Annotated in this window: 15 protein-coding genes; 11 read left to right on the plus strand and 4 right to left on the minus strand. The window is 60.2% G+C overall.

Going from position 1 to position 20,466, the window contains the following annotated elements; genetic code table 11:
* Nucleotides 1-27 precede the first annotated feature (27 nt).
* Together R1T44_RS12345 and R1T44_RS12350 are read right to left on the minus strand one after the other, a co-directional pair.
* Complete coding sequence (locus R1T44_RS12345; RefSeq protein ID WP_317292120.1) at nucleotides 28-2,256, minus strand: polysaccharide biosynthesis tyrosine autokinase; 2,229 nt, start codon at nucleotides 2,254-2,256, stop codon at nucleotides 28-30.
* A gap of 81 nt (nucleotides 2,257-2,337) precedes the next feature.
* On the minus strand, nucleotides 2,338-3,441 hold the full coding sequence (locus R1T44_RS12350; protein WP_457851507.1) for a polysaccharide export protein: 1,104 nt from the start codon (nucleotides 3,439-3,441) through the stop codon (nucleotides 2,338-2,340).
* A 1,846-nt stretch (nucleotides 3,442-5,287) separates the two neighbouring features.
* Between R1T44_RS12350 and R1T44_RS12355 the strand changes: the two genes are divergently transcribed.
* From R1T44_RS12355 to R1T44_RS12370, 4 genes are all read left to right on the plus strand, one after another.
* Nucleotides 5,288-5,455, plus strand: a complete 168-nt coding sequence (locus R1T44_RS12355; RefSeq protein ID WP_317292122.1) for a hypothetical protein — start codon at nucleotides 5,288-5,290, stop codon at nucleotides 5,453-5,455.
* 5 nt (nucleotides 5,456-5,460) lie between these two features.
* Nucleotides 5,461-6,297, plus strand: a complete 837-nt coding sequence (locus R1T44_RS12360) for a hypothetical protein (RefSeq protein WP_288388159.1) — start codon at nucleotides 5,461-5,463, stop codon at nucleotides 6,295-6,297.
* Nucleotides 6,298-6,406: 109 nt separating this feature from the next.
* Nucleotides 6,407-7,357 (plus strand): capsule biosynthesis GfcC family protein, encoded by a 951-nt coding sequence (locus tag R1T44_RS12365; RefSeq protein ID WP_288388160.1) that lies wholly within the window; start codon nucleotides 6,407-6,409, stop codon nucleotides 7,355-7,357.
* 56 nt (nucleotides 7,358-7,413) lie between these two features.
* Nucleotides 7,414-9,642: a YjbH domain-containing protein gene (locus tag R1T44_RS12370; protein WP_288388161.1), complete on the plus strand. Its 2,229-nt coding sequence runs from the start codon at nucleotides 7,414-7,416 to the stop codon at nucleotides 9,640-9,642.
* A gap of 193 nt (nucleotides 9,643-9,835) precedes the next feature.
* On the opposite strand, the gene R1T44_RS12375 is transcribed toward R1T44_RS12370, so the two are convergent.
* A complete protein-coding gene (locus tag R1T44_RS12375) occupies nucleotides 9,836-11,560 on the minus strand; it encodes a thiamine pyrophosphate-dependent enzyme (protein ID WP_317292123.1) in 1,725 nt (574 codons plus the stop codon).
* Between the two features lie 256 nt (nucleotides 11,561-11,816).
* Between R1T44_RS12375 and R1T44_RS12380 the strand changes: the two genes are divergently transcribed.
* Nucleotides 11,817-12,881: an NAD(P)H-dependent flavin oxidoreductase gene (locus R1T44_RS12380; protein WP_317292943.1), complete on the plus strand. Its 1,065-nt coding sequence runs from the start codon at nucleotides 11,817-11,819 to the stop codon at nucleotides 12,879-12,881.
* On the opposite strand, the gene R1T44_RS12385 is transcribed toward R1T44_RS12380, so the two are convergent.
* Entirely contained in the window at nucleotides 12,882-13,610 is a 729-nt protein-coding gene (locus tag R1T44_RS12385; RefSeq protein WP_288388213.1) for a FadR/GntR family transcriptional regulator, read from the minus strand.
* Nucleotides 13,611-13,834: 224 nt separating this feature from the next.
* On the opposite strand from R1T44_RS12385, the gene R1T44_RS12390 reads away from it, so the two are divergent.
* From R1T44_RS12390 to R1T44_RS12415, 6 genes are all read left to right on the plus strand, one after another.
* Nucleotides 13,835-14,863: a 4-hydroxythreonine-4-phosphate dehydrogenase PdxA gene (locus R1T44_RS12390; RefSeq protein WP_303592700.1), complete on the plus strand. Its 1,029-nt coding sequence runs from the start codon at nucleotides 13,835-13,837 to the stop codon at nucleotides 14,861-14,863.
* 60 nt (nucleotides 14,864-14,923) lie between these two features.
* A complete protein-coding gene (locus R1T44_RS12395; protein WP_024952543.1) occupies nucleotides 14,924-16,096 on the plus strand; it encodes an L-rhamnonate dehydratase in 1,173 nt (390 codons plus the stop codon).
* Between the two features lie 10 nt (nucleotides 16,097-16,106).
* Entirely contained in the window at nucleotides 16,107-17,120 is a 1,014-nt protein-coding gene (gene araD1 / locus R1T44_RS12400) for an AraD1 family protein (RefSeq protein WP_317292124.1), read from the plus strand.
* Between the two features lie 151 nt (nucleotides 17,121-17,271).
* Complete coding sequence (locus R1T44_RS12405; protein WP_288388162.1) at nucleotides 17,272-18,270, plus strand: TRAP transporter substrate-binding protein; 999 nt, start codon at nucleotides 17,272-17,274, stop codon at nucleotides 18,268-18,270.
* 38 nt (nucleotides 18,271-18,308) lie between these two features.
* A complete protein-coding gene (locus R1T44_RS12410) occupies nucleotides 18,309-19,343 on the plus strand; it encodes an amidohydrolase family protein (RefSeq protein ID WP_288388163.1) in 1,035 nt (344 codons plus the stop codon).
* 68 nt (nucleotides 19,344-19,411) lie between these two features.
* Nucleotides 19,412-20,455, plus strand: a complete 1,044-nt coding sequence (locus R1T44_RS12415; protein ID WP_288388164.1) for a TRAP transporter substrate-binding protein — start codon at nucleotides 19,412-19,414, stop codon at nucleotides 20,453-20,455.
* Nucleotides 20,456-20,466: the final 11 nt, after the last annotated feature.

Raw genomic sequence — 20,466 nt, forward strand, 5'->3', positions numbered from 1 at the left:
TACGGCTAATGGCCAAATAGAGTGCGATCATTTATAGCTGTAATTGTAATAGCCATAGTTTTCGCCATAGGCGCCGGCGGCCTTGTGCTCCATCGCATTGAGTATGCCGCCTTTGACTGCAACACCAGAGGCGGCCAGTCGCTTGAGAGAGACTTCCACTTCCTTGGGCGCATTCACCTCAAAGCGTGTCACCAATAGTGTCGTTCCTACATGCTTACCGATGACGGCAGCATCGGTAACAGCAAGGATTGGCGGTGAATCGATGATAACCAGATCAAAGCGCTCGCTGACCGCATTCAGAAAATCCTTGAAACGAGCGCTCATCAGCAGCTCAGAAGGATTGGGCGGCGCAATACCACGTGCCACATAGGAGAGTGTCTCAAGCGCAGAAACCGGGCGAATAACATCTTCCAGAGACTTCTTTCCTGCCAGGTAATCACTCAAGCCACACTCGGAGCGTTCATCGAAGATGGAGTGCATATGCCCCTTGCGCATATCGGCATCTACCACCAATACACGCTGCCCAGCCTGGGCACAGACGGCCGCCAGGTTGGCAGAAACGAAACTCTTGCCGATACCCGGGCTAGGGCCGGTGATCATCAGCGTATTGGAAGAGGATTCCATCATCGCGAAGTGCAGGCTGGTGCGCAGGCCGCGTAGCGCCTCAATCGCCAGGTCAGCCGGATTGCGCGCGGCAAGCAAGCCATTGGGAATTTCACGTGAGTGTTTATCTGTCTTCCGTTTTACCTTGCGGCTCAACTTGCCCTGCTCATCCGAAAGCGGAATGGTGGCATACATCGGCAGACCCAGCGCTTCAAGCTGGTCTGGCGATTCCACGCCACGGCGGAATGCCGCACGCAACAGAATGACACCCACTGACAGTATGCCACCCAGCAGTGTCATGATAATCACGATCATGGCTTTCTTGGGTTTGACAGGCTGCGGCAAGATACCCGCTTCATCCAGAATACGTACATTACCGACCGTACTGGCTTGGGCGATTTCCATTTCCTGCACTTTATTCAATAGTTGCACATAGATAGCTTGGGTCACTTCCACACTGCGTGTCAGGCGCAACACTTCCTGCTGAGTCTCAGGTAGGTCCTTTACCTGGGCATTCAGCTTGCCCATCTCGCGCTTGAGTTGTGCCTTCTTCTCGAGCAAGGCTTTGTAAGTCGGATGGCTGGGCGTGTAACGCTTGGCAATCTCAGCTTCGGTCAACTCCAGCTGGTTGACCTGGGCTTCCAGGTTCACTATCCGCTCCAGCACCGACTGGGTTTCCAGCGATAGATCCACACTGTCACGCGAAGTCCTGAATTTATTCAGGCGCGACTCCGCTGCATCCAGCTGTGCCCGCACTTTGGGCACCTGATTATCGAGGAACTCGAGACTGTTACGTGCTTCTTCGCTCTGGCGCTGCACATTCTGCGAATAATAGATATCCGCGATGGTATTCAAAGTACGCTGCAGTGCTTGCGGCTGCTCCCCCGTCATCGACCAAGAGAGAATGCCGGTTTCCTTGCCCTGCTCTGCAACGGAGAAGGAATTACGCAGATCTTGAATCGCTTGCATGCGGCTGATATGGGTCAGCTCGAATTCCGCACCTTGCGCAGCATTCAAGGAGGTCACACGCAGGTTGAGCTGGCCGTTGGCGAAGCTGTCCAGTTGATTGACTCTCCCTTTGCCAAGCGACTCCCCCTCAAGGAAAAGCTCATAATGGGACTCATCCAGCACGCGCAGGGTGATGGTGCTACCAAGCATGGCATCAGCGACTGGCATTTCACTGACAGTAATGCTTTCCCCTGCCCAGGTGCTTGCCCAGCCTTGCGCAAAGTCCGGGCGTTCTACCCCACGCCGCACGAGAAAATCACCCAGTAGAGGCAGACGCTTCGGGGTAATAGCAATATCCAAATTGAGCAGGTCTACCGCACGGCCCAACACCATCCGTGAACGTATGATCTCGATCTCGGATTGAGACGGTGGCTCATTGCCTAGCAGGGAGTTGACGTCTGCCAGTGGGTTGGTCGAAGGCGCATCATCAATCTGTATCAGGGCATCCACCTTGTAGATAGGCGTCGCCAACAGTGCGTAGATCACCCCGATGACGGCAAACAGGCCAGTGATCGCGATGATCCATTGCTTGTGATCAATCAAGATGCCGAACAAGCGCCCCAGATCAATCGCATCGTCATCGTTGTCGCGAGCGGTTGCCGTTGGCATCGCTCCAGGGGCCGTATGTTGCGGGGTCTGATTCATGAAACACCCTTCGAGTGCTGCGGCTCTCGTGAGAACCAGTGGTAGATGGTAATGAACAGGGAAATAAGATGCTGGTGCGGATCAATCATCACTACGCAGATCATCGAAATCACTGGCGGAGCGAGTTACCTGATAGACCGCGGTCAGAGTCGGCATCAACTGATTGACGACTCGGTTCCAACGACTGAGCGGCGCGGCCGTGACATAGACCACATCGGAAGGCTGGAGCATGAATTCGGCACCAATGACGAAGGCTGCAGAATCGCGGGCATCCAGCTGATAGACGGTCGCCAGCTTGCCGCTACTGGTATCGGCACGCCGCACGACGAAGATGCCCTTGGCATCGGCCTGGCCTTCATCGATACCACCGGACTGGGCAATGGCATCCGTCAGCGAAATACGCGAATTGCCCATCGCCAGGCTGCCCGGCAGTTGTACCTCACCCATCACATACACTTTCTGATTGCCCACATCCGGGATATGCAGCACATCACCGTCGCGCAGCAAGCGGTTGTTGCTCAGTGCGCCATTCTGCAGCAAGTCATACAGCGAGAAGTGTTCATCACTGTCATCACGCGTCAGTACCACGTCGTGCCAGTTGGCCAGCGTCGACAGGCCGCCTGCCTGATTGACGGCATCCAAGATGGTCAGCGGCACATTGGTGATCGGCAGGATTCCCGGCGTTTGCACCTGGCCGGTGACGTATACCTTCTGGGATTTGAATGCCGCCACCTGCACATCGATCTGCGGTGAGGCGATATAACCAGACAGGCGACGTTCGATGACGGCGCGCAGTTCCTTGACCGTCAGCCCTGCTGCTTTGACGCGCCCGATGTAGGGATAAAAGATGGTGCCATCGCTGTGCACACTGTTGCCGGATTCGATGGCGCTGCGTTCAGAACCGGCAGGAATGGTCAGTTCGGGGTGATCGTAGACGATGATGTTGAGCACATCACCGCGACCAATGCGGTAATCGTAATCGGCCAGCTGCTGCTCAAGCAGCTGATTATCACGCTGGCCCTGGCCACGACTGTCATTCAGGGCATCTACCATGCCGAAGGTGATCGGCTTGACCTCAAGCGCATCATCCAGCGGGGCCGTTTCTGTCTGATAGTCCATATCGCCACCGGGGGCGAAAGCACAGCCCGTGGTAGACAACATGGCAATCAACAGCGCGGTGGTCATTGCCAGGCGGGGGCGCGGCGACAACGCACAGCCCTTGCCAAACATGGTGACCTTGATCATGTAAAACCCCCGAAAACTGCAAGATGGAATGGACAGCCTCATGCTGCCTTGGAAGAGAAGGCGTCGTGGTCAGGCCGCGACGTAGTCAATCGAAAGTCGTCAACCGAAAATAGGCTCAGCAGCGGAGTCCCGACGTGTCAGTCAGGGTGAAGAGACAGAATGTAGAGAAAGGATGCGCTGGGTGAATCTCGAGGACAGCCAGAGAGCTGAGCTGTTTGATGTTGGCCTGCATTGCGCAAGCCCTGTGCGGTAAGTCTCTCCGACCCCATCGACCTTTCGTGAGCGTGAGCTGGTTTTAGGCACGCTACCGCCCCAGGGTGGTTGACGGCGCATCCCTGAGGCCCTGACATGAAGATCTTGATGTCTTCCAGCTTGTATCGTGCTTGACTACCTGTTTCCCAGGCAGCATCAATCCCTCACTGACGCAAGAAAGCCTTGCTGCGAGTGGTACCCCGAATTCAAGGCAAGATCATTCCTCTTGAGGAAAATCCGGCGCACTGAACTCGTGGACAGATATCGAGCACAAAATTCAATTAGCTAATACTTAACAACCAGAAAGGTAATCCCGAAATTCAAGACGCAACAAACCCTAGCAGAGCAATCATCTTGTAGATCGCCAGTGCTATCAGATGAGGACTTGTTTTTGTTCAATTGAGTACAGGATTCAGGTTTCGAGCCAATAAGACTTGTACAACCCTATCGGCTCGCACTGCCTGGATGGCACCAGTCACTGCAAATCCAATGGCTGACACGCCATGACAGCCTGTTACCGACACTGCTGAGGAGAGAATCTATCGGGCGTTGGTAGAGACACCAGCACCGCAAGCGCAAGATCCTTCCTGCGTGTCGTCAACACGGCATGACGTTCCACCGGTGACCCATCCTTTCTGTGTCGCAAAAAAGAAACACAGCCTTTTCAATAAGGGACGCATGATACTGCATTCTGGGACTCTCGTTCCACCCTTTATTCATATTCCCCTGCCGCCCACCAAGGTCTGAAAGCGAGACGATACCACCTAAATGACTGATATTTATGGTATTATGCGGCCCGCTGGGCTCCAGGAGCCGCATTGCAGGGCATTAGATCATGAATCATTACGTATCCAAAAGGCGACACCAAGCTCGGCTACGGCCAACCGCGATACGCATCAGCATCAATCAGAAACGACACATTTACACAAAGTACCAATTAACCAATAACAAAATGACTAGCCTTCCCATCAAAGCATCATCAATCAGTATTGAAATAGACTTCCCGATTAAGATAACGAGTTTCACGACCCAGAATTCAAGCCCGTATGCTCTCTTCCGAGATTGGCCAATTTTTACCCACTCGCATTTCTTGCGATTATTGTCGAGAACCCAAGGTCATTCTCGTCAAGCGTGATGACGCGATCATCATATTCGATGGTTGTTTACGGTTAGATGTCAGTCGACCAACAACCTGAACTCTGTTAATTTTCACGACATTCGCGTATTGAAATCTTTCTCACAAGGCGATAGAACGTAGGCATCATTAATATCTCGCCGCACCAACTGTTTCCCATAAAGAAACAATGATTCAGAAAAATCAAAACTTTGCATGGGCGCAAACGCGCGCAGAGTTTCACCACCATGAAAGAAGGGAACCCACATGAAACGTATTTCTACCTTGCTGGCCATTGCTGGTTTAGCACTGACTCCAATGGCCCATGCAGAAAGCGAAGCGCCCGCTCAGGCTAGCACTACATCAACCAGCGCTGGCGCCGGTGGTGGTGCCGCTGCCGGAGCTGGCGCAGCCGGCGGCATGGCTGCAGGAACGATCGCGACAGTGGCGGTAGGAGTCGCGGCAGCCGTGGGTGTTGCAGCCAAGGTAGCCTCTGGCGATGACAGCAGCAGTAGCACCACCGGCACTACAGGTACTACTGGCACCACTGGCACGACAGGTACCACTGGCACCACAGGTACCTTCTGATCACCATGAAGCCGACAACCATCACGATGGGGGGCCGCCTGGCGGCCCCTTTGCTTGTGTCTGGTGCGCTGATGCTCGGTGGTTGCTCTTCTCTTGAGCAGGGACAGATTGCGCAAACCGCTCTGGCGTTCATCGACAGCGACCAATTCGATGCCGAGCGTGCGCGCGCCCTGCCCTATGCCACGCTGCGCTTAAGCTATGACGGCAACACCGGGATGGTGGTGTTGGCGTCTCTGGAGACAGCGACCCGCAAAGACAGGGACGCAACGGACGCGACCTATCAGCAAGAACACACAGGGCTGACACCTCTGGCAGCCCTGCCCTCTTCCGCCACGCCTGTTGAGTCGAAGGCAAGACAGCCTTCGACCACGACAGAGCTGGTACGTTTCGAAACGGCGGATCATGCCTTCGTGCGTCTGGAGAACGGCTGGCTGAGCGGTACCGCCGGCTTCGACACCGACCTGCTGGACATGCGACGCGACGTATCACTGACCACGCTGATGTCTGCGCTGGACAGTGGCGACCCCACGCACAGCTATGTGATTCACTCACGCTGGCAGCGCGCCGATGGCATAGAGGGTTATGCGCAGGGCCAGGCAAGCTGGCAATGCGCGGCTCCCGCCGTGCAGGCCTTGCCGTTGGGCGATCAGACCGTGGCCCAGTGTGAGGAAAACATCCTCTGGCAAGATGGCTCGCGTAGCGTCAATCGCTATGCGGTTGCTACTGTGAATGATCCCCCCGCGACTGATGCCAATGCGGCACCAAGAATCTGGGCGGCGGATGTTCAACCCTGGCCGGATTCTCATTATTGGAGCTGGGAGGTCGCGCGTGGCTGGTGGTAAGTGCCCAGAAATTTTCTTTCAGCGCCATGATCATGCCGCGCCGGTTGCACGAGTCGGCAGTGTGCCTTCTGTCCATCAAGGTGTCGTGTCTCTTGCCCGTCGAGGTGTCGTGAAAAGCTATCTGCATGAACGTCTGAAGGCCGCCCTTGGCGTCGCGATGCTCGCGTCTGCTTGCGGTGCACTTTTGCTGCCTGGCGCAGCGCTGGCCAGCGAGACTCCGGCAGCATCGTCAGCCCCATCCCAAGACCAGGATGCCAGCGCCCAGACACTGACCATCAGTGAGGCGCTATCGCGCCAGCTCGGCGTGCTGACGAATGCCAATGGTATCGAGTGGCCGCATGCGTTCGTGGCCACCCAGCATACACGCGACAGGACACGTGAGCTGGGGCGTCGCCTGTTCTTCGAGCTGCGTCAACTGAGCTCGCAGGCCGTCTTTGATGATCGGCTGTCGGCTGAAGGGCTCAAGCACTGGATGCGCATCATCGGTCGTACGCCGGTCGAGGGGCGTCAGGTCGGGCGGATCGATCCCATCGCTTTGTGGCGTTTTCCGCGCCTGGACATCCCGCTCACGACGGGTGATTGGATAGGCCAATGTCAGACCGAGACGCGCATTCAGCTCTGGAGTGCCGTTGGCGTGCGCCAGCTGGACTGGCGCCCCGGCCTGACGCTGCACGACGCCATCGCTGGCCTACCGGGCGCGCAGGCGGACTCGGAACACGCCAGCGTCATCACGCTGGGCGGCAGAATCATCGTCCGCGGCATCAGCGCCTGGAATGACCAGCCCTATACGCTGGCGCCGGGCGACCGTGTCGTGGTCAACATGCCGCGTATCTCGGCGGCCGCCGCCTGGGTCAATCGCAGCCTGCCCGAGTGGTTGAGTCTGCAATGGCCGGGCAAGGAGTGCCGCAGCGTGGACGCCATCACAGGAGAGCCACAGCAGCGCGACTACCTGCAGGTAGCGCGGCAATACGCTGACAGTGATGATCGTGATGACAGTGATGACCGCGATGACAAGGACAGTGGCTCGCTCCCTCAGGGCGACACTCCATGGGCGACGTGACAATGACACAGCAGGACGCCTCGTGCTCAGGCAGGCAAAGGATGGCAGCAGACAGCATGGATCATTCGCACTTCACTTCCATGGCGCCGACGCGTGCCCGGCTCATTCCCTTGACGCGCGCCATCCGGCAGCTGGCCATGCTCAGTGCGGGCATGCTGCTGGCCCCGATGAGCTACGCCGGCCTGCTGGATGGTCCGCAGCCGATCGAGACACGTCTCAGTGGCCTCGGGCATGGTCAATCGGACTTCGGTGGCGTCGGCCTGATGCAGACCCCCACCGCGCGCATGCAGAAACCGGGCAGCATTCACTTCTCCTATAGCCAGGTCGAACCTTACCGCCGCTATAACGTCAGTTTGCAGCCGCTCGATTGGCTGGAGGTCGGCTTCCGCTACACGGAAGTCACCAACCGCCTTTACGGCGAAGCCATCGCTGGCGACCGCAACTACCTGGACAAGGGTGTCGACGCCAAGTTTCGTCTGTGGGAAGAGAGCCGTTATCTGCCCGAAGTCGCGGTCGGCCTGCGCGACATGGGTGGTACCAGCCTGTTCGGCAGTGAGTATCTGGTCGCCAGCAAGCGCTGGTATGACCTCGACTTCACGCTGGGGCTGGGCTGGGGCTATCTCGGTTCACGCGGTGATATCAGCAACCCGCTCGGCTGGGTGCGTGACAGCTACAACGACCGCCCCGGGCGTGGCGAGACCGGCGGTGATCAGGGCGGTGAGTTCTCCCTCAACAGCCTGTTCAAGGGTGATGTCGGCATCTTCGGCGGCGTGGAATGGCAGACACCGTGGGATCCGCTGGTGTTGATGGCAGAGCTTGATGGCAATGACTATCAGAGCGAGCCGCAGGACAACGATCAAGAACAGGATAGCCCGATCAACTTGGGTGCCCGCCTGAGCGTGACCGACAACCTGACCGTCAAGGCCGGCTGGGAGCGTGGCAATACCGCGATGTTCGGCGTCAACTTCGGGGTGGATCTCGCCGGGCTCTCGCAGGCCAAGCTGGATAGCCCGCCGGAGCGCTTGATTGCCGGGGCCCCCACGCGCAACCAGGTCAGCTGGCCAGAGCTCTCCCGCGAGATTCAGGCGCAATCGGGCATTCGTGTCGATAGCCTCTCGCGCAAGGGAACGGCGCTGATCGTCAGTGGCGAGAGCACGCGTTTCCGCTCCACCGCTCAGGCCGAAGGGCGTGCCAACCGCGTGCTGCACAACCGGCTGGATGACGATTTCGAGAGCTTCCATTACCGCCTGCGTTCTGGCGGTCTGGATACGCGCGAAGATGTCCATTCCCGCGCCGATGTCGTCAGTGCCGGACACGATGCGCGCCAGCAGCTGCGCTATACCCACAGCGTCTATGCATTGGCGGCCACCGAGCCGACCGATGAGCATGGCGAAGGCGCGGCCCGCTACAGCGGTGAAAAGGTGCTGCTCGAGAATCCTGATGATCGCTGGAGCGCCGGCTTCTCGCCTGGCCTCAACCAGAACATCGGCGGCCCGGATGGCTACCTGTATCAGGCCTATCTGCGCGGCTCCGCCTCATGGCGGACCGATCGTCACGGCTGGCTCTCCGGTTCGGCGCAGCTGACCCTGTTCGACAACTTCGACAAGTTCGATTACATCTCGGACTCCAAGCTGCCCAGGGTTCGCTCCTATATCGGTCGCTATATCGAAGAGACCGACGTCGGCATCAATAACCTGCAGTACACCCGCACACACCAGTTCGGGCGTGACTGGTACGGCATGGCCTATGGCGGCATTCTGGAGATGATGTATGCCGGTGTGGGCGCGGAGGTGCTCTATCGCCCGCTGGGCTCGCCACTGGCCTACGGGGTCGATGTGAACTGGGTCAAGCAGCGCGAGTTCGATCAGCAGTTCGGCCTGCGCGATTACTCGACCACCACTGGCCATGCCAGCATCTACTGGGATACCGGCTATGAAGACGTGTTGGCCAAGGCCAGCTTCGGCCGCTACCTGGCAGAAGATGTCGGCATGACGCTGGATCTCTCACGCGGCTTCGCCAATGGCGCACGCATGGGCGCCTGGGCCACCTTCACCGATGCCGGCGACGACTTCGGCGAGGGTAGCTTCGACAAGGGCCTCTACATCGTGCTGCCGCTGGATGCGTTCTTCATGCATTCCAGCCGTGATAATGTCGGCCTGGCCTGGAATCCGCTGACCCGTGATGGTGGCGCACGTCTCAGCCGCAAGTTCAGCCTGTATGACATGACCAGCTATCGCGACATGGATGACTACTGGCGCGGCTTCGCTTCCCAGGTCTGGAAGTGAACGACGCCATGAGCTGTTCTTTGCCTCGAGGCGGTCTAGGTAATGAGCGGATCTCCGTAATGAGCTGGCCTGAGTCATAGGACAATAGCCGCACCCACAAGAAGGCCCCGATCCACAGGATCGGGGCCTTCTTTCGTGTCAGCTGCGCAGAAACAACTAAGCAGCTTACAAGCTACCGGCTCATGTCATGTGCTCAGCGCTTGGTGAAGTTGTTGCGCACCAGGTCGACCACATCATCCATGCGACCATTGAGCACCGCCTTGGCGGAGTAGAGCGCGGTGGAGGCGACCTGGCCGGCTTCCACATGCGGCGGCATCACCAGCTCCATGCGGTTGACCTTGACCTCGAGCACCCCGGGGCCGTCCTGGGCCAGCAGACTCTTCACCGCCTCATCCAGCTCGTGCTTCTCCTCGACGCGACGCCCCCACAGCCCCATGGACTGAGCCAGCAGCGAGAAGTCGGGATTCTCGAGCTCGGTGTAAGTATCCAGAATGCCCTCGACCTTCTGCTCAAGCTCGACGAAGCCCAACGTGCTGTTGTTGAAGATGACGATCTTGAGCGGGATCTTCTCCTGCTTGAGGGTCAACAGGTCCCCCATCAGCATGGCAAGGCCACCATCGCCACACATGGCGATCACCTGACGCTGCGGGTAGGCCTTCTGGATGCCGATGGCCTGAGGGTAGGCGTTGGCCATGGTGCCGTGCATCAGGCTCGGCAGCGTGCGGCGCTTGCCGTTGGCCCGGATGTGACGCAGGCACCACACCATCGGGCTACCGCCATCGGCGGTGAACACGGCGTCTTCGCTGGCGTGACGATCCAGCGCCAGTGTCAGCTCCTGCGGGTGGATGAGACGCTCGTCATCGGAGGTAACGGCGGCATCGTCTCTCGCCTCGAGATACTTCTTGCGGCAGCTGTCGAGCCAGGCGCTGTCATCACGCGGGTCGACGCGGGTCAGCAGCGCCGCGCAGGTATCCTTGACGCTACCGACGACCCCGAGATCCACCGGGTGGCGGATACCGATCTTGCCGGGGTCCAGATCGACCTGAATCACCGTCGCTTTGTCCGGATAGAACTGGGTCCATGCGAAACTGCAGCCGAGCAGCAGCAAGGTGTCACACTCCGCGACGGCCTCGTAGCCGCCCTGCAGCCCGAACACACCGGTCATGCCGACTTCGAGTTCATTGTCGGGCTCGATAAAGTCCTTGGCGCGCGACGTCCAGGCGATTGGCGCCTTGAGCCGCCGTGCCAGCGCCAGTACTTCCTCCTGCGCGTGCTGACAGCCGATACCGGCATAGATCGAGACCTTGCCCGGCGCATTCAGCGCCTCGGCGACGGCGGCCAACTCCTGCTCCCCGGGGCGAATCACCGGCGCGAAGCGATGGGCACGCCACGGCAGCGAGGCCTTGGGCTTCTGGGTGAATAGGTCCCCCGGGACGATCAGCACCGCGACCCCGCCTTCCGCCAGCGCCTTCTGCGCCGCGATGGCGACCATGCGGCGGGCATTCTCGGGGTTGGTCAGGTACTCACAGAACACGCTGTACTGGGAATAGAGCGCCTTCTGATCCACATCCTGCGGGAAGCCGACGCCCATCTCGCTGGTATCGATCTGCGAAGCAATGAACACCACCGGCGCGCCATTGCGATGTGATTCGATCAGACCATTCAGAAAGTGCGTGCTGCCCGGCCCGCAGGTACCGGCACAGCAGGAAAGCTCGCCACTGATGAAGGACTCGCCCCCTGCCGCGAAACCGGCCACCTCCTCGTGCCGCACATGCACCCACTCCATCTCGGAGCGCCGAATGGCGTCGGTGAAGTGGTTGATGGTGTCACCCACGATGCCGTAGCAACGCTTGGCGCCTGCCTCAAGCAGTGAATCGACGATGATCTCGGAGACGGACGAAGATGTGGTTAGTGCCATGGAGGTGCTTTCCTTTTCCGGTGAACTTTCGGGTCAGGATGAGCAATGCATTCACTCATTCGAATAAACAGTGAACAAGACTTTGGGATCGAGACGCGGAAAACAATGGCCAGCCACGAAACTCACGTTGGCACACCGCGTTGCGTCAAGCGTACGATGAGGCCATACACCCTAGAGGCTTGAGGAGAACACCATGCAGCAAGCAGCGGGAAGCAGTGGCTCAATCAGCCTCAATCCCGACAGCAAACGCACGTCCATGGGCGAGCTGCTGGGTGTCGAGCTGCCGATCATCCAGGCCCCGATGGCCGGGGTCTCGACTCCACAGTTGGCGGCCGCTGTCTGCAATGCCGGTGGACTGGGCTCGCTGGGAGCAGGAGCCACTGATGCAGCAGGCGCACGCCGCATGATCCAAGAGTTGCAGTCACTGACCGACAAGCCCTTCAACATCAATGTCTTCGTGCATCAGGCCCCCGTTCATGACACAGAACGTCAAACGGAATGGCTCAAATGGCTGGCCCCTCACTTCCAGGCCTTCGACACAGAGCCTCCTACCCAGCTCGATGCGCTCTATACCAGCTTTGCCGATGATCCTGACATGTTGGCGATGTTACTCGAGACTCGTCCGCCGATTGTCAGCTTCCACTTCGGACTCCCCTCTTCGCAGGCCATTGCTGCCTTGAAGACAGCGGGCATCTCGCTCTTCGCAACGGCGACCTGCCTTGAGGAAGCCATCGCCATTGAACGAGCTGGTCTGGACGCCATCGTGGCGCAAGGGTTTGAAGCCGGGGGACATCGCGGCATGTTCGATCCACAAGCCGCAGATGCCGAGCTGAGTACTGCCGCACTGACACGGCTGCTGGTACATGAGACGCACCTGCCGATCATCGCCGCGGGCGGCATCATGGATGGTGCGGGCATTGCCGCTGCTCTCGCATGTGGCGCCGTGGCGGCACAGCTCGGCACCGTCTTCATCGCCTGCCCGGAATCCAGCGCCGATGACGCCTATCGAGACGCACTCACCGGGTCAGCAGCGCATCACACGCGAATGACCTCGATCGTCTCGGGCCGTCCCGCGCGCATTCTCGCCAACCGATTCGCCAGCCTGATGGAGGAACCTTCACGCCTCACCCCACCGGACTATCCTCTGAGCTACGCGGCAGGCAAGGCGCTCAACGCCGCAGCCAGATCAAAAGGGGAAACCGGTTTCGGGGCGCAATGGGCGGGGCAAGGGGCCCCGCTGGCTAGGGCAATACCAGCGGAAGAATTGATGGATGTACTGAAGCAGGAATGGATTGAAGAGTCTGGCAATGCGAAGAAGTGATCAATGCTTCATCTTGTCCTTCGTCGTGTAATACACGCTATCGATATGCGAGAGCATGGCGCGTTCAGCAGCATCCGGGTCACCGGCACGTAGCGCCTCGACAATACGCACATGCTCTTCATAGCTGCGCTTGATCGAGCCGTGTTCGGCCATGACCTGGCGGCGAATGTTGAGCGCGTAGGTATAAAGCTCATCGGCATAGCGGATCAGGATCTCGTTGCGCGAGTATTCGGCGATGACGTGATGGAAGTTCTGATCCGAGAGCTGGAAGTTCACCGGCGAGTCGAAGTGCTGTGACTGAGCCTCCAGCAAGGCGTCCAGCTTCTTGAGCCCTGCTTCATCGATGTGCCGCGCAGCGCGGCGGGCGATGGCCGATTCCACCACGATCCGGCTCTCGAAGACGCTCTCGATATCCAGGTTGTTGAGCTCATCGCCCTGCTGACGCGCGGGATGGTTGCGGAAGCTGTCGATCACGGCCTCACTGGCGCAGACCCGTGACTTGCTGCCGTGCGAGACATTCAAGAGGCCATAGCCCGTCAGCAGCGCCAGCCCCCCGCGCACCGTCTCACGACTCACTTCAAACAACTGCGCCAGCTCACGCTCGCTGGGCAGCTCATCTCCATCGCGCAGCAGCCCCGTCAGGATCATCTCGATGAGCTTGTCGGCGAGAATTTCCTTCTTGGTCTGATTCTTCAGCGCTTTCTCGAAGGCGAAAGGCGTCTGCTTCATGCAGCCTCCACTGGTATATATTTCATACCAGAATAACCGACAACCGCTAATTGCGCATCCACAAACCGACCATGGTCGCAATTTTCGAGAAAACCTTGACCGATCAGCGTGGCCTCGGCTAATTTTTATCTCAACTGGTCTGGTAAACCAACCAGCAGACCATAAAGTGCGAATTGATTGAAGAAACCTACAACAACGCCAACTCTCACAAGGCTGGAATTCACATGTCCGCAACACGTCCTGTCATTGCCCTCACCCTTGGTGACCCCGCCGGTATCGGCCCGGAGCTGATCGCCCGCCTGGTCGCGGAACCCGAGCAATTCGCCGAGACCCACAGCGTGCTGGTCGGCGATCAGTGGCTGTGGGAGCAGGGCCAACGCCAGGCCGGTCTCTTCACCCAGCTGCCACGCGTCGCAAGCTTCGCCGAGGCCCGCCAGCATGAAGGGCTGTCATTGATGCTGGTGGAAAGCGTGGCGCAAGAGGATGTGACGCTGGCCGAGGAAAGCGCCGCCTGTGGCGCCTCGACCCTCGCGGTGCTGTCTCGCTGCCTGGAGGCGGCCCAGAACGAGGAAGTCGATGCCATCTGCTTCGCGCCGCTCAACAAGCTGTCGATGAAGAAAGGCGGTCTGGGGCATGAGGACGAGCTGCACTTCTTCGCGGAGAAACTGGGAGTCGAGGGCTATTTCTGCGAGTTCAACACCCTGGGGACGCTGTGGACCTCGCGCATCTCCTCGCACATCCCGCTCAAGGACGCCGCCGAGTACGTCACCCAAGAGCGCATCATCGCCGCCAGCCAGCTGATTCATGACTCGCTGAAACTGGCTGGCTTCGAGCGCCCGCGCATCGCCGTCGCCGCCTTCAATCCCCACGGTGGCGAAGGTGGCACCTGTGGCCGCGAGGAAATCGACGTCATCGCGCCGGCCGTCGCGCGCTGCAATGAACAGGGCTACCCGGTCGAAGGCCCCTTCCCGGCCGACACCATATTTATCAAGGCGCGCGATGGCGAGTACGACGCCATTGTGACCATGTACCACGACCAGGGGCAGATCGCGATCAAGCTGCTGGGCTTCAAGTCCGGCGTCACCGTCCAGGGCGGCCTGCCTATCCCCATCACCACGCCGGCCCACGGCACCGCCTTCGATATCGCCGGTCAGGGCAAGGCGGACGTCAACCCGACCCGCAATGCCTTCGCGATCGCCAAGCGCATGGGCACCAACCTGCGTGCGCTGCGCCTCGAGACCGCTTCTGCCTGATGTGACCACGCCTCTCGCTCATGAACCTGAATCAACGCCATCCACAACAAGGATAATTCGATGAAGATCACCAACGTCAGAACCCGCGTCTTCGAATGGAAAGGCCACACCGTCCCCCCGACCGCCCACTTCTGCTCCAACGCCATGGACGAGCTGTGGGACAAGGGCGACTCGATGGGCACCTTCCGCTTCCACGGCTGGACAGTGGTGGAGATCGAGACCGACAACGGCCTGGTCGGGCTGGGTAATGTGGCGCTGGCGCCGCGCATCGCCAAGGCGATCATCGATCAGTACCTCACGCCGCTGATCATCGGTCAGGACCCCTTCGACTACGAATACCTGTGGCAGCGCATGTACCGCTCCACCCACGCCTGGGGCCGCAAGGGCATCGGCATGGCCGCCATCTCCGGCGTCGATATCGCCATCTGGGACATCATGGGCAAGGCGGTAGGCAAGCCGGTCTTCAAGCTGCTGGGCGGACGTACCAAGGAGAAGATTCCCTGCTACGCCTCCAAGCTCTACCGCACCGACCTCAAGGGCATGCAGGAAGAGGCCCAGTCCTATCTGGATCAAGGCTTCACCGCCATGAAGATGCGCTTCGGCTACGGTCCGCGTGACGGGGTCGAGGGCGTGCGTGCCAACCTGGATAGCGTGGCCGCCGTGCGTGAAGTCATCGGCGAGGATGTCGATCTGATGCTCGAGTGCTACATGGGCTGGAACCTGGACTACGCCAAGCGCATGTTGCCGAAGCTAGAACGCTTCCAGCCGCGCTGGCTGGAAGAGCCGGTGATCGCCGATGACATCGATGGCTACGCCGAACTCAATCAGCTGACCAGCATCCCCATCTCCGGTGGCGAGCACGAATTCACCCATTACGGCTTCCGCCAGCTGCTGGAAAAGCGTGCCGTCTCCGTCATCCAGTACGACACCAACCGGGTCGGTGGTATCACCGCCGCGCGCAAGATCAACGCCCTCGCCGAGTCCTTCAGCGTGCCGGTCATTCCGCACGCCGGCCAGATGCACAACTACCACCTGACCATGGCCTCACTGGCCTCACCGATGAGCGAGTACTTCCCAGTGCATGATGTCGAGATCGGCAACGAGCTCTTCTACTACATCTTCAAGGGTGACCCGGAGCCGGTGAACGGCTTCATCGATCTCGACGAAGAGACCCCGGGGCTGGGCCTCGAGCTGAACAGCGACTACTTCGATCAGTTCAACATCATCGAGTGAGGAAGCCATCATGAGACTCGTCCAACTTCGCACCGCCAATGGCCCGCGGGTCGCCGTGGTCGAAAGCCGCGACCAGCTGCGCCTGCTCGACTTCCCCGGTGGCACCTATGAGCTGGCCTCCCGCGCCATCGAGCTGGGCATCGGGCTCAGCGCGCTGATCGAACAGCACTACTCGCACACCCTGGTCGACTACAAGCAGGCGGTCGATCGCCGCGAACTGCTGCCGCCGGTCTCCCACCCCGACCGCGCGCGCTGCACCGTCACCGGCACAGGCCTGACCCATCTGGGCAGCGCCGATACCCGCGACGCCATGCATGCCGCCGCCCAGGCACAGAGCGAGAATGACGCCAACGTCACCGACTCGATGCGCATGTTCCGCATGGGCATCGAGGGCGGCAAGCCCGCCGCGGGTCAGGTCGGCGCGCAGCCGGAGTGGTTCTACAAGGGTGATGGCAGCATCGTGGTCGCGCCGGAAACCGCGATCAACGTGCCGGCCTTCGCCGAGGATGCCGGCGAAGAGCCCGAGCTGGTCGGCCTGTACCTCAACGATGCCAATGGCCAGCCGCACCGTATCGGCTACGCCGTGGGCAATGAATTCTCCGACCACATCACCGAGCGCGCCAATTATCTGTGGCTGGCCCATTCCAAACTGCGCGCCTGCAGCTACGGGCCTGAGCTGCTGATCGGCGAGCTGCCCCAACACCTGGAAGGCACCAGCCGTATCACCCGCGAAGGCCAGACCCTGTGGGAGAAGCCCTTCCTGACCGGTGAGGCCAACATGGCCCACAGCCTGGCCAACCTGGAACACCACCACTTCAAGTACGCCCAGTTCCGCGCGCCCGGTGACCTGCATGTGCACTTCTTCGGCACCGCCACGCTGAGCTTCGCCGATCAGATCAAGGTGCAGGAAGGAGACCGCTTCGAGATCGAACTGCCGGCCTTCGGGCGCGCGCTGCGCAACCCGGTCGCGTTCGAGTCCCACGACAACCAAGCGGAGCAGCCATCCGCCATGGCAGTGCTTTAGGGCCGCCGATCAACACAAGAAGTAGAGAAAGGATCAGGGTCTTGAGACTTCCGCCCTCCCACGGCCCTGAACCCAGCAGTACCAGTACCAGTAATATCAGCGTCAACACGCCGCCAACGCATCACGACAATAACGAGAAAAGGGTTTCGCCATGACAACCTCACGTCGCCACACCACCGCCACCCTCCTGACCGCCGCCCTGCTCAGCCTGGCGATGACAGGCACTGCCACTGCCGCCACCTCGCTGACCTTCGCGCATGCCCACCCGGTCACCGATTCGCAGCATCTGGCCGCCGAGCGCTTCGCCGAACGTCTCGCTGAGCGCAGCGCGGGAGAATTGACGGTCAAGATCTTCCCCAACGGCCAGCTGGGCAATGACCAGGCGATGATTTCCGGTGTCCGCAGCGGCACCATCGATCTGGAGCTCTCGGGCAATCCCTACTTCAGTGGTCTGGTCAGCGAGCTCAACGTGCTGGACCTGCCCTTCCTGTTCGACACCCGCGAGCAGGCCTATCAGGTACTGGACGGCGAGGTCGGTCAGGACCTGCTGACTGCCATGCAGCCTCAGCAGATCGAAGGGCTCGCCTTCTGGGAAATCGGCTTCCGCAACCTGACCAACTCGCGCCGCGCGGTAGAAACCGCCGATGACATCAGCGGCCTGACGCTGCGCACCACCCCGAACCCGGCTCATATCGCCGCCTTCCAGGCCCTCGGCGCCAACCCGACCCCGATGCCCTTCGCGGAGCTTTATACCGCGTTGGAAACCCGCACCGTGGATGGCCAGGAGAATCCGGTCAGCCTGATTCGCTCCGCCAACCTGTATTCGGTGCAGGACCATCTGTCGCTGACCGCGCATGCCTATACCGCTGCGCCCTTGATCATGAACAAGCAGACGTTCGACAACCTCGCCCCCGAACTGCAGACGCTGATCAAGGAAGAAGCCCGCGAAGCGGCCCGCTATCAGCGCCAGCTCAATCATGACAATGAACAGGGCGATCTGGCCTTCCTCGAGGAACAGGGCATGCAGGTCGTACGCGAACCCGATACCGCCAGCATGCGGGCCAAGGTCGCCGAGCCGGTGCGCGCCGAGTTCACCGCCAAGCACGGCAGCGAACTGCTGGAACGCATCGACGCCGCTCTCGCCCACTGATCACGCTCGCCTGACTCGCCACTGGAAGGAAGCTCGCCATGCTCTCTGACTCACTCCAATCCCCGGTGATGCCTGCATCTCTTGCCGAACTGGGCGAGCAACGCGAGCGCTATCTGGCCACGCAGCAGGATGATGACCTGCCGATCATCGATGCCCACATGCATGTCTGGGACCCGACGCGCAATTACCACCCCTGGCTGTGCGATGAGCCGATGATTCCCTTCCGCTACGGCGACTATGCCGCGATTCGTCGTCCCTACCTGCCCGCCGAGCACCTCAAGGCGGCGGGAAAGGCGCATCGCGTGATGGGCTGCGTCTACATGGAAGCGGAATGGGCGCGGGGCGATGCGCTCAAGGAAGTGCGCTGGGTCGAGGAGACTGCCCGCGAGACCGGCTGGCCGAACGCCATGATCGCCCAGGCCTGGCTGGATCAGGACGACATCGCCGAGCAACTCGCAACGCTGTGTGAGCCACGTACCCCCAGAGGCAGCCTGGTCATGGGCATTCGCCACAAGCCGACCGCGCTGGAACGTCATGACCCGAGGCTTGCCACCCAAACCATGCCCGGCTCGCTGCGCTGCCCGCGTTATCAGTACGGCGTCAGTGAAGTCGCGCGTCGCGGGCTTATCTTCGAGCTGCAGGTGCCCTGGTGGCACCTTGAGGAACTGCTACCACTGCTTGACCGCCACCCCGAGATGCCGGTGGTGATCAATCACGCTGGCGTGCCCGGTGATCGTCACCCCGACACCCTGCGTCAGTGGTCGCGGGCCCTCGCCAAGGTCGCCGCCTGGCCACAGGTGATGATCAAGTTCTCGGGGCTGGGTATCGCGGGGCAGCCCTGGCGGCTGGAAGACAACCGTGAGGTCTTTGCCATCGTGCTGCGCCATTTCGGAGTCCACCGCGTGATGTTCGCCAGCAACTTCCCGGTCGATGGACTGGTGACCTCACTCGATACGCTGTTGCAGTCCTTCAAGGACCTCAGCCGCTCCTTGAGCCCCGAACACCGCCTCAAGCTGTTCTGTGACAACGCCGTGCGCCGCTACCGCTTGAGCGCTACCGACGGGCCGGAATGACCTCGACCGCCACGAAAGCGATTGCCACAACGACAGCTCCTATAACAACAACTTGCAAGGAATTCGCCATGCTTACCCGCCACGCCCTGTCCATCAAAGCTCTTTTCCACAAATCCCCGTCCAACAAAGCCCTGCTCAAGACGGTCTCCACGCTGGGACTGATGCTGACCTTCGCGACCACTGCCCACGCCGAGATCACCGCGCGCATGGGCACCAGCCTGCCGGATGCCCACCCGCAGACGCTGGGGGCCAAGAAGTTCGCACAACTCGTCGAGGAAAGATCCGACGGCGAGATCACCGTCAAGGTGTTCTCCAACGGCATTCTGGGCAACGACGTCAACATGACCTCGATGCTGCAGTCAGGGACTCTGGATTTCACCGTACCGTCCACCGCGACCCTCAGCAGCCTCAATCCTGACTTCAACATCGTCAGCCTGCCCTTCCAGTTCGATGACAGTGCACATGCGGACGCGGTGCTGGATGGCGAGGCTGGCCGAGCCCTGCTCGCAAGCCTCGATGACAAGCAGCTGGTGGCACTCGAGTACTGGGAAAACGGCTTCCGTCACATGACCAACAGCCGCCGCCCCATCGAGACGCTTGAGGACATCGAAGGCCTCAAGATTCGCACCATGCAGAACGCGCTCTACATCGACCTCTTCAATGGGCTGAATGCCAATGCCGTGCCCATGGCGGTCAATGAACTGTTCACGGCCATGGAGACCCGCACGGTGGATGGCCAGGAAAACCCCTACACCGTGATCGATGCCAAGCGCTTCTTCGAAGTCCAGAAGTACCTCTCGCGCACCGCGCATGCCTATGACGCCTTGGTGCTGGTCGCCTCGGCAGGCTTCATGGAGTCACTCGATGAGGCGCAGCGCCAGCTGGTCCGCGAGGCCGCCCGTGAAGCCACGCTCTATCAGCGCGAACAGAGCCGCGCCCTGAACGAGGAATTGCTGAGTGCCCTTGAGAAGAAGATGGCCGTCAACGTGGTCGCGGACAGTGAGCGCCAGCGCATGCGTGAGGCCCTGGCACCGGTGATCCAGCAGCACACCCAGGCGCTTGACGCAGACGTGGTGACGCAGTTCCAGACCGCCCTGGCCGACGCGCGCTGATCCCTGTCATC

It is taken from the genome of Cobetia amphilecti (assembly GCF_032923285.1).
Lineage (GTDB): Bacteria > Pseudomonadota > Gammaproteobacteria > Pseudomonadales > Halomonadaceae > Cobetia > Cobetia amphilecti.

What these genes read in the sequence shown, in the direction of transcription:
- R1T44_RS12345 (WP_317292120.1), bottom strand. Translation starts at nt 2,256, where the DNA reads ATGAATCAGACCCCGCAACATACGGCCCCTGGAGCGATGCCAACGGCA.
- R1T44_RS12350 (WP_457851507.1), bottom strand. Translation starts at nt 3,441, where the DNA reads ATGACCACCGCGCTGTTGATTGCCATGTTGTCTACCACGGGCTGTGCT.
- R1T44_RS12355 (WP_317292122.1), top strand. Translation starts at nt 5,288, where the DNA reads ATGGCTGCAGGAACGATCGCGACAGTGGCGGTAGGAGTCGCGGCAGCC.
- R1T44_RS12360 (WP_288388159.1), top strand. Translation starts at nt 5,461, where the DNA reads ATGAAGCCGACAACCATCACGATGGGGGGCCGCCTGGCGGCCCCTTTG.
- R1T44_RS12370 (WP_288388161.1), top strand. Translation starts at nt 7,414, where the DNA reads ATGGATCATTCGCACTTCACTTCCATGGCGCCGACGCGTGCCCGGCTC.
- R1T44_RS12375 (WP_317292123.1), bottom strand. Translation starts at nt 11,560, where the DNA reads ATGGCACTAACCACATCTTCGTCCGTCTCCGAGATCATCGTCGATTCA.
- R1T44_RS12380 (WP_317292943.1), top strand. Translation starts at nt 11,817, where the DNA reads ATGGGCGAGCTGCTGGGTGTCGAGCTGCCGATCATCCAGGCCCCGATG.
- R1T44_RS12385 (WP_288388213.1), bottom strand. Translation starts at nt 13,610, where the DNA reads ATGAAGCAGACGCCTTTCGCCTTCGAGAAAGCGCTGAAGAATCAGACC.
- R1T44_RS12390 (WP_303592700.1), top strand. Translation starts at nt 13,835, where the DNA reads ATGTCCGCAACACGTCCTGTCATTGCCCTCACCCTTGGTGACCCCGCC.
- R1T44_RS12395 (WP_024952543.1), top strand. Translation starts at nt 14,924, where the DNA reads ATGAAGATCACCAACGTCAGAACCCGCGTCTTCGAATGGAAAGGCCAC.
- araD1 (WP_317292124.1), top strand. Translation starts at nt 16,107, where the DNA reads ATGAGACTCGTCCAACTTCGCACCGCCAATGGCCCGCGGGTCGCCGTG.
- R1T44_RS12405 (WP_288388162.1), top strand. Translation starts at nt 17,272, where the DNA reads ATGACAACCTCACGTCGCCACACCACCGCCACCCTCCTGACCGCCGCC.
- R1T44_RS12410 (WP_288388163.1), top strand. Translation starts at nt 18,309, where the DNA reads ATGCTCTCTGACTCACTCCAATCCCCGGTGATGCCTGCATCTCTTGCC.
- R1T44_RS12415 (WP_288388164.1), top strand. Translation starts at nt 19,412, where the DNA reads ATGCTTACCCGCCACGCCCTGTCCATCAAAGCTCTTTTCCACAAATCC.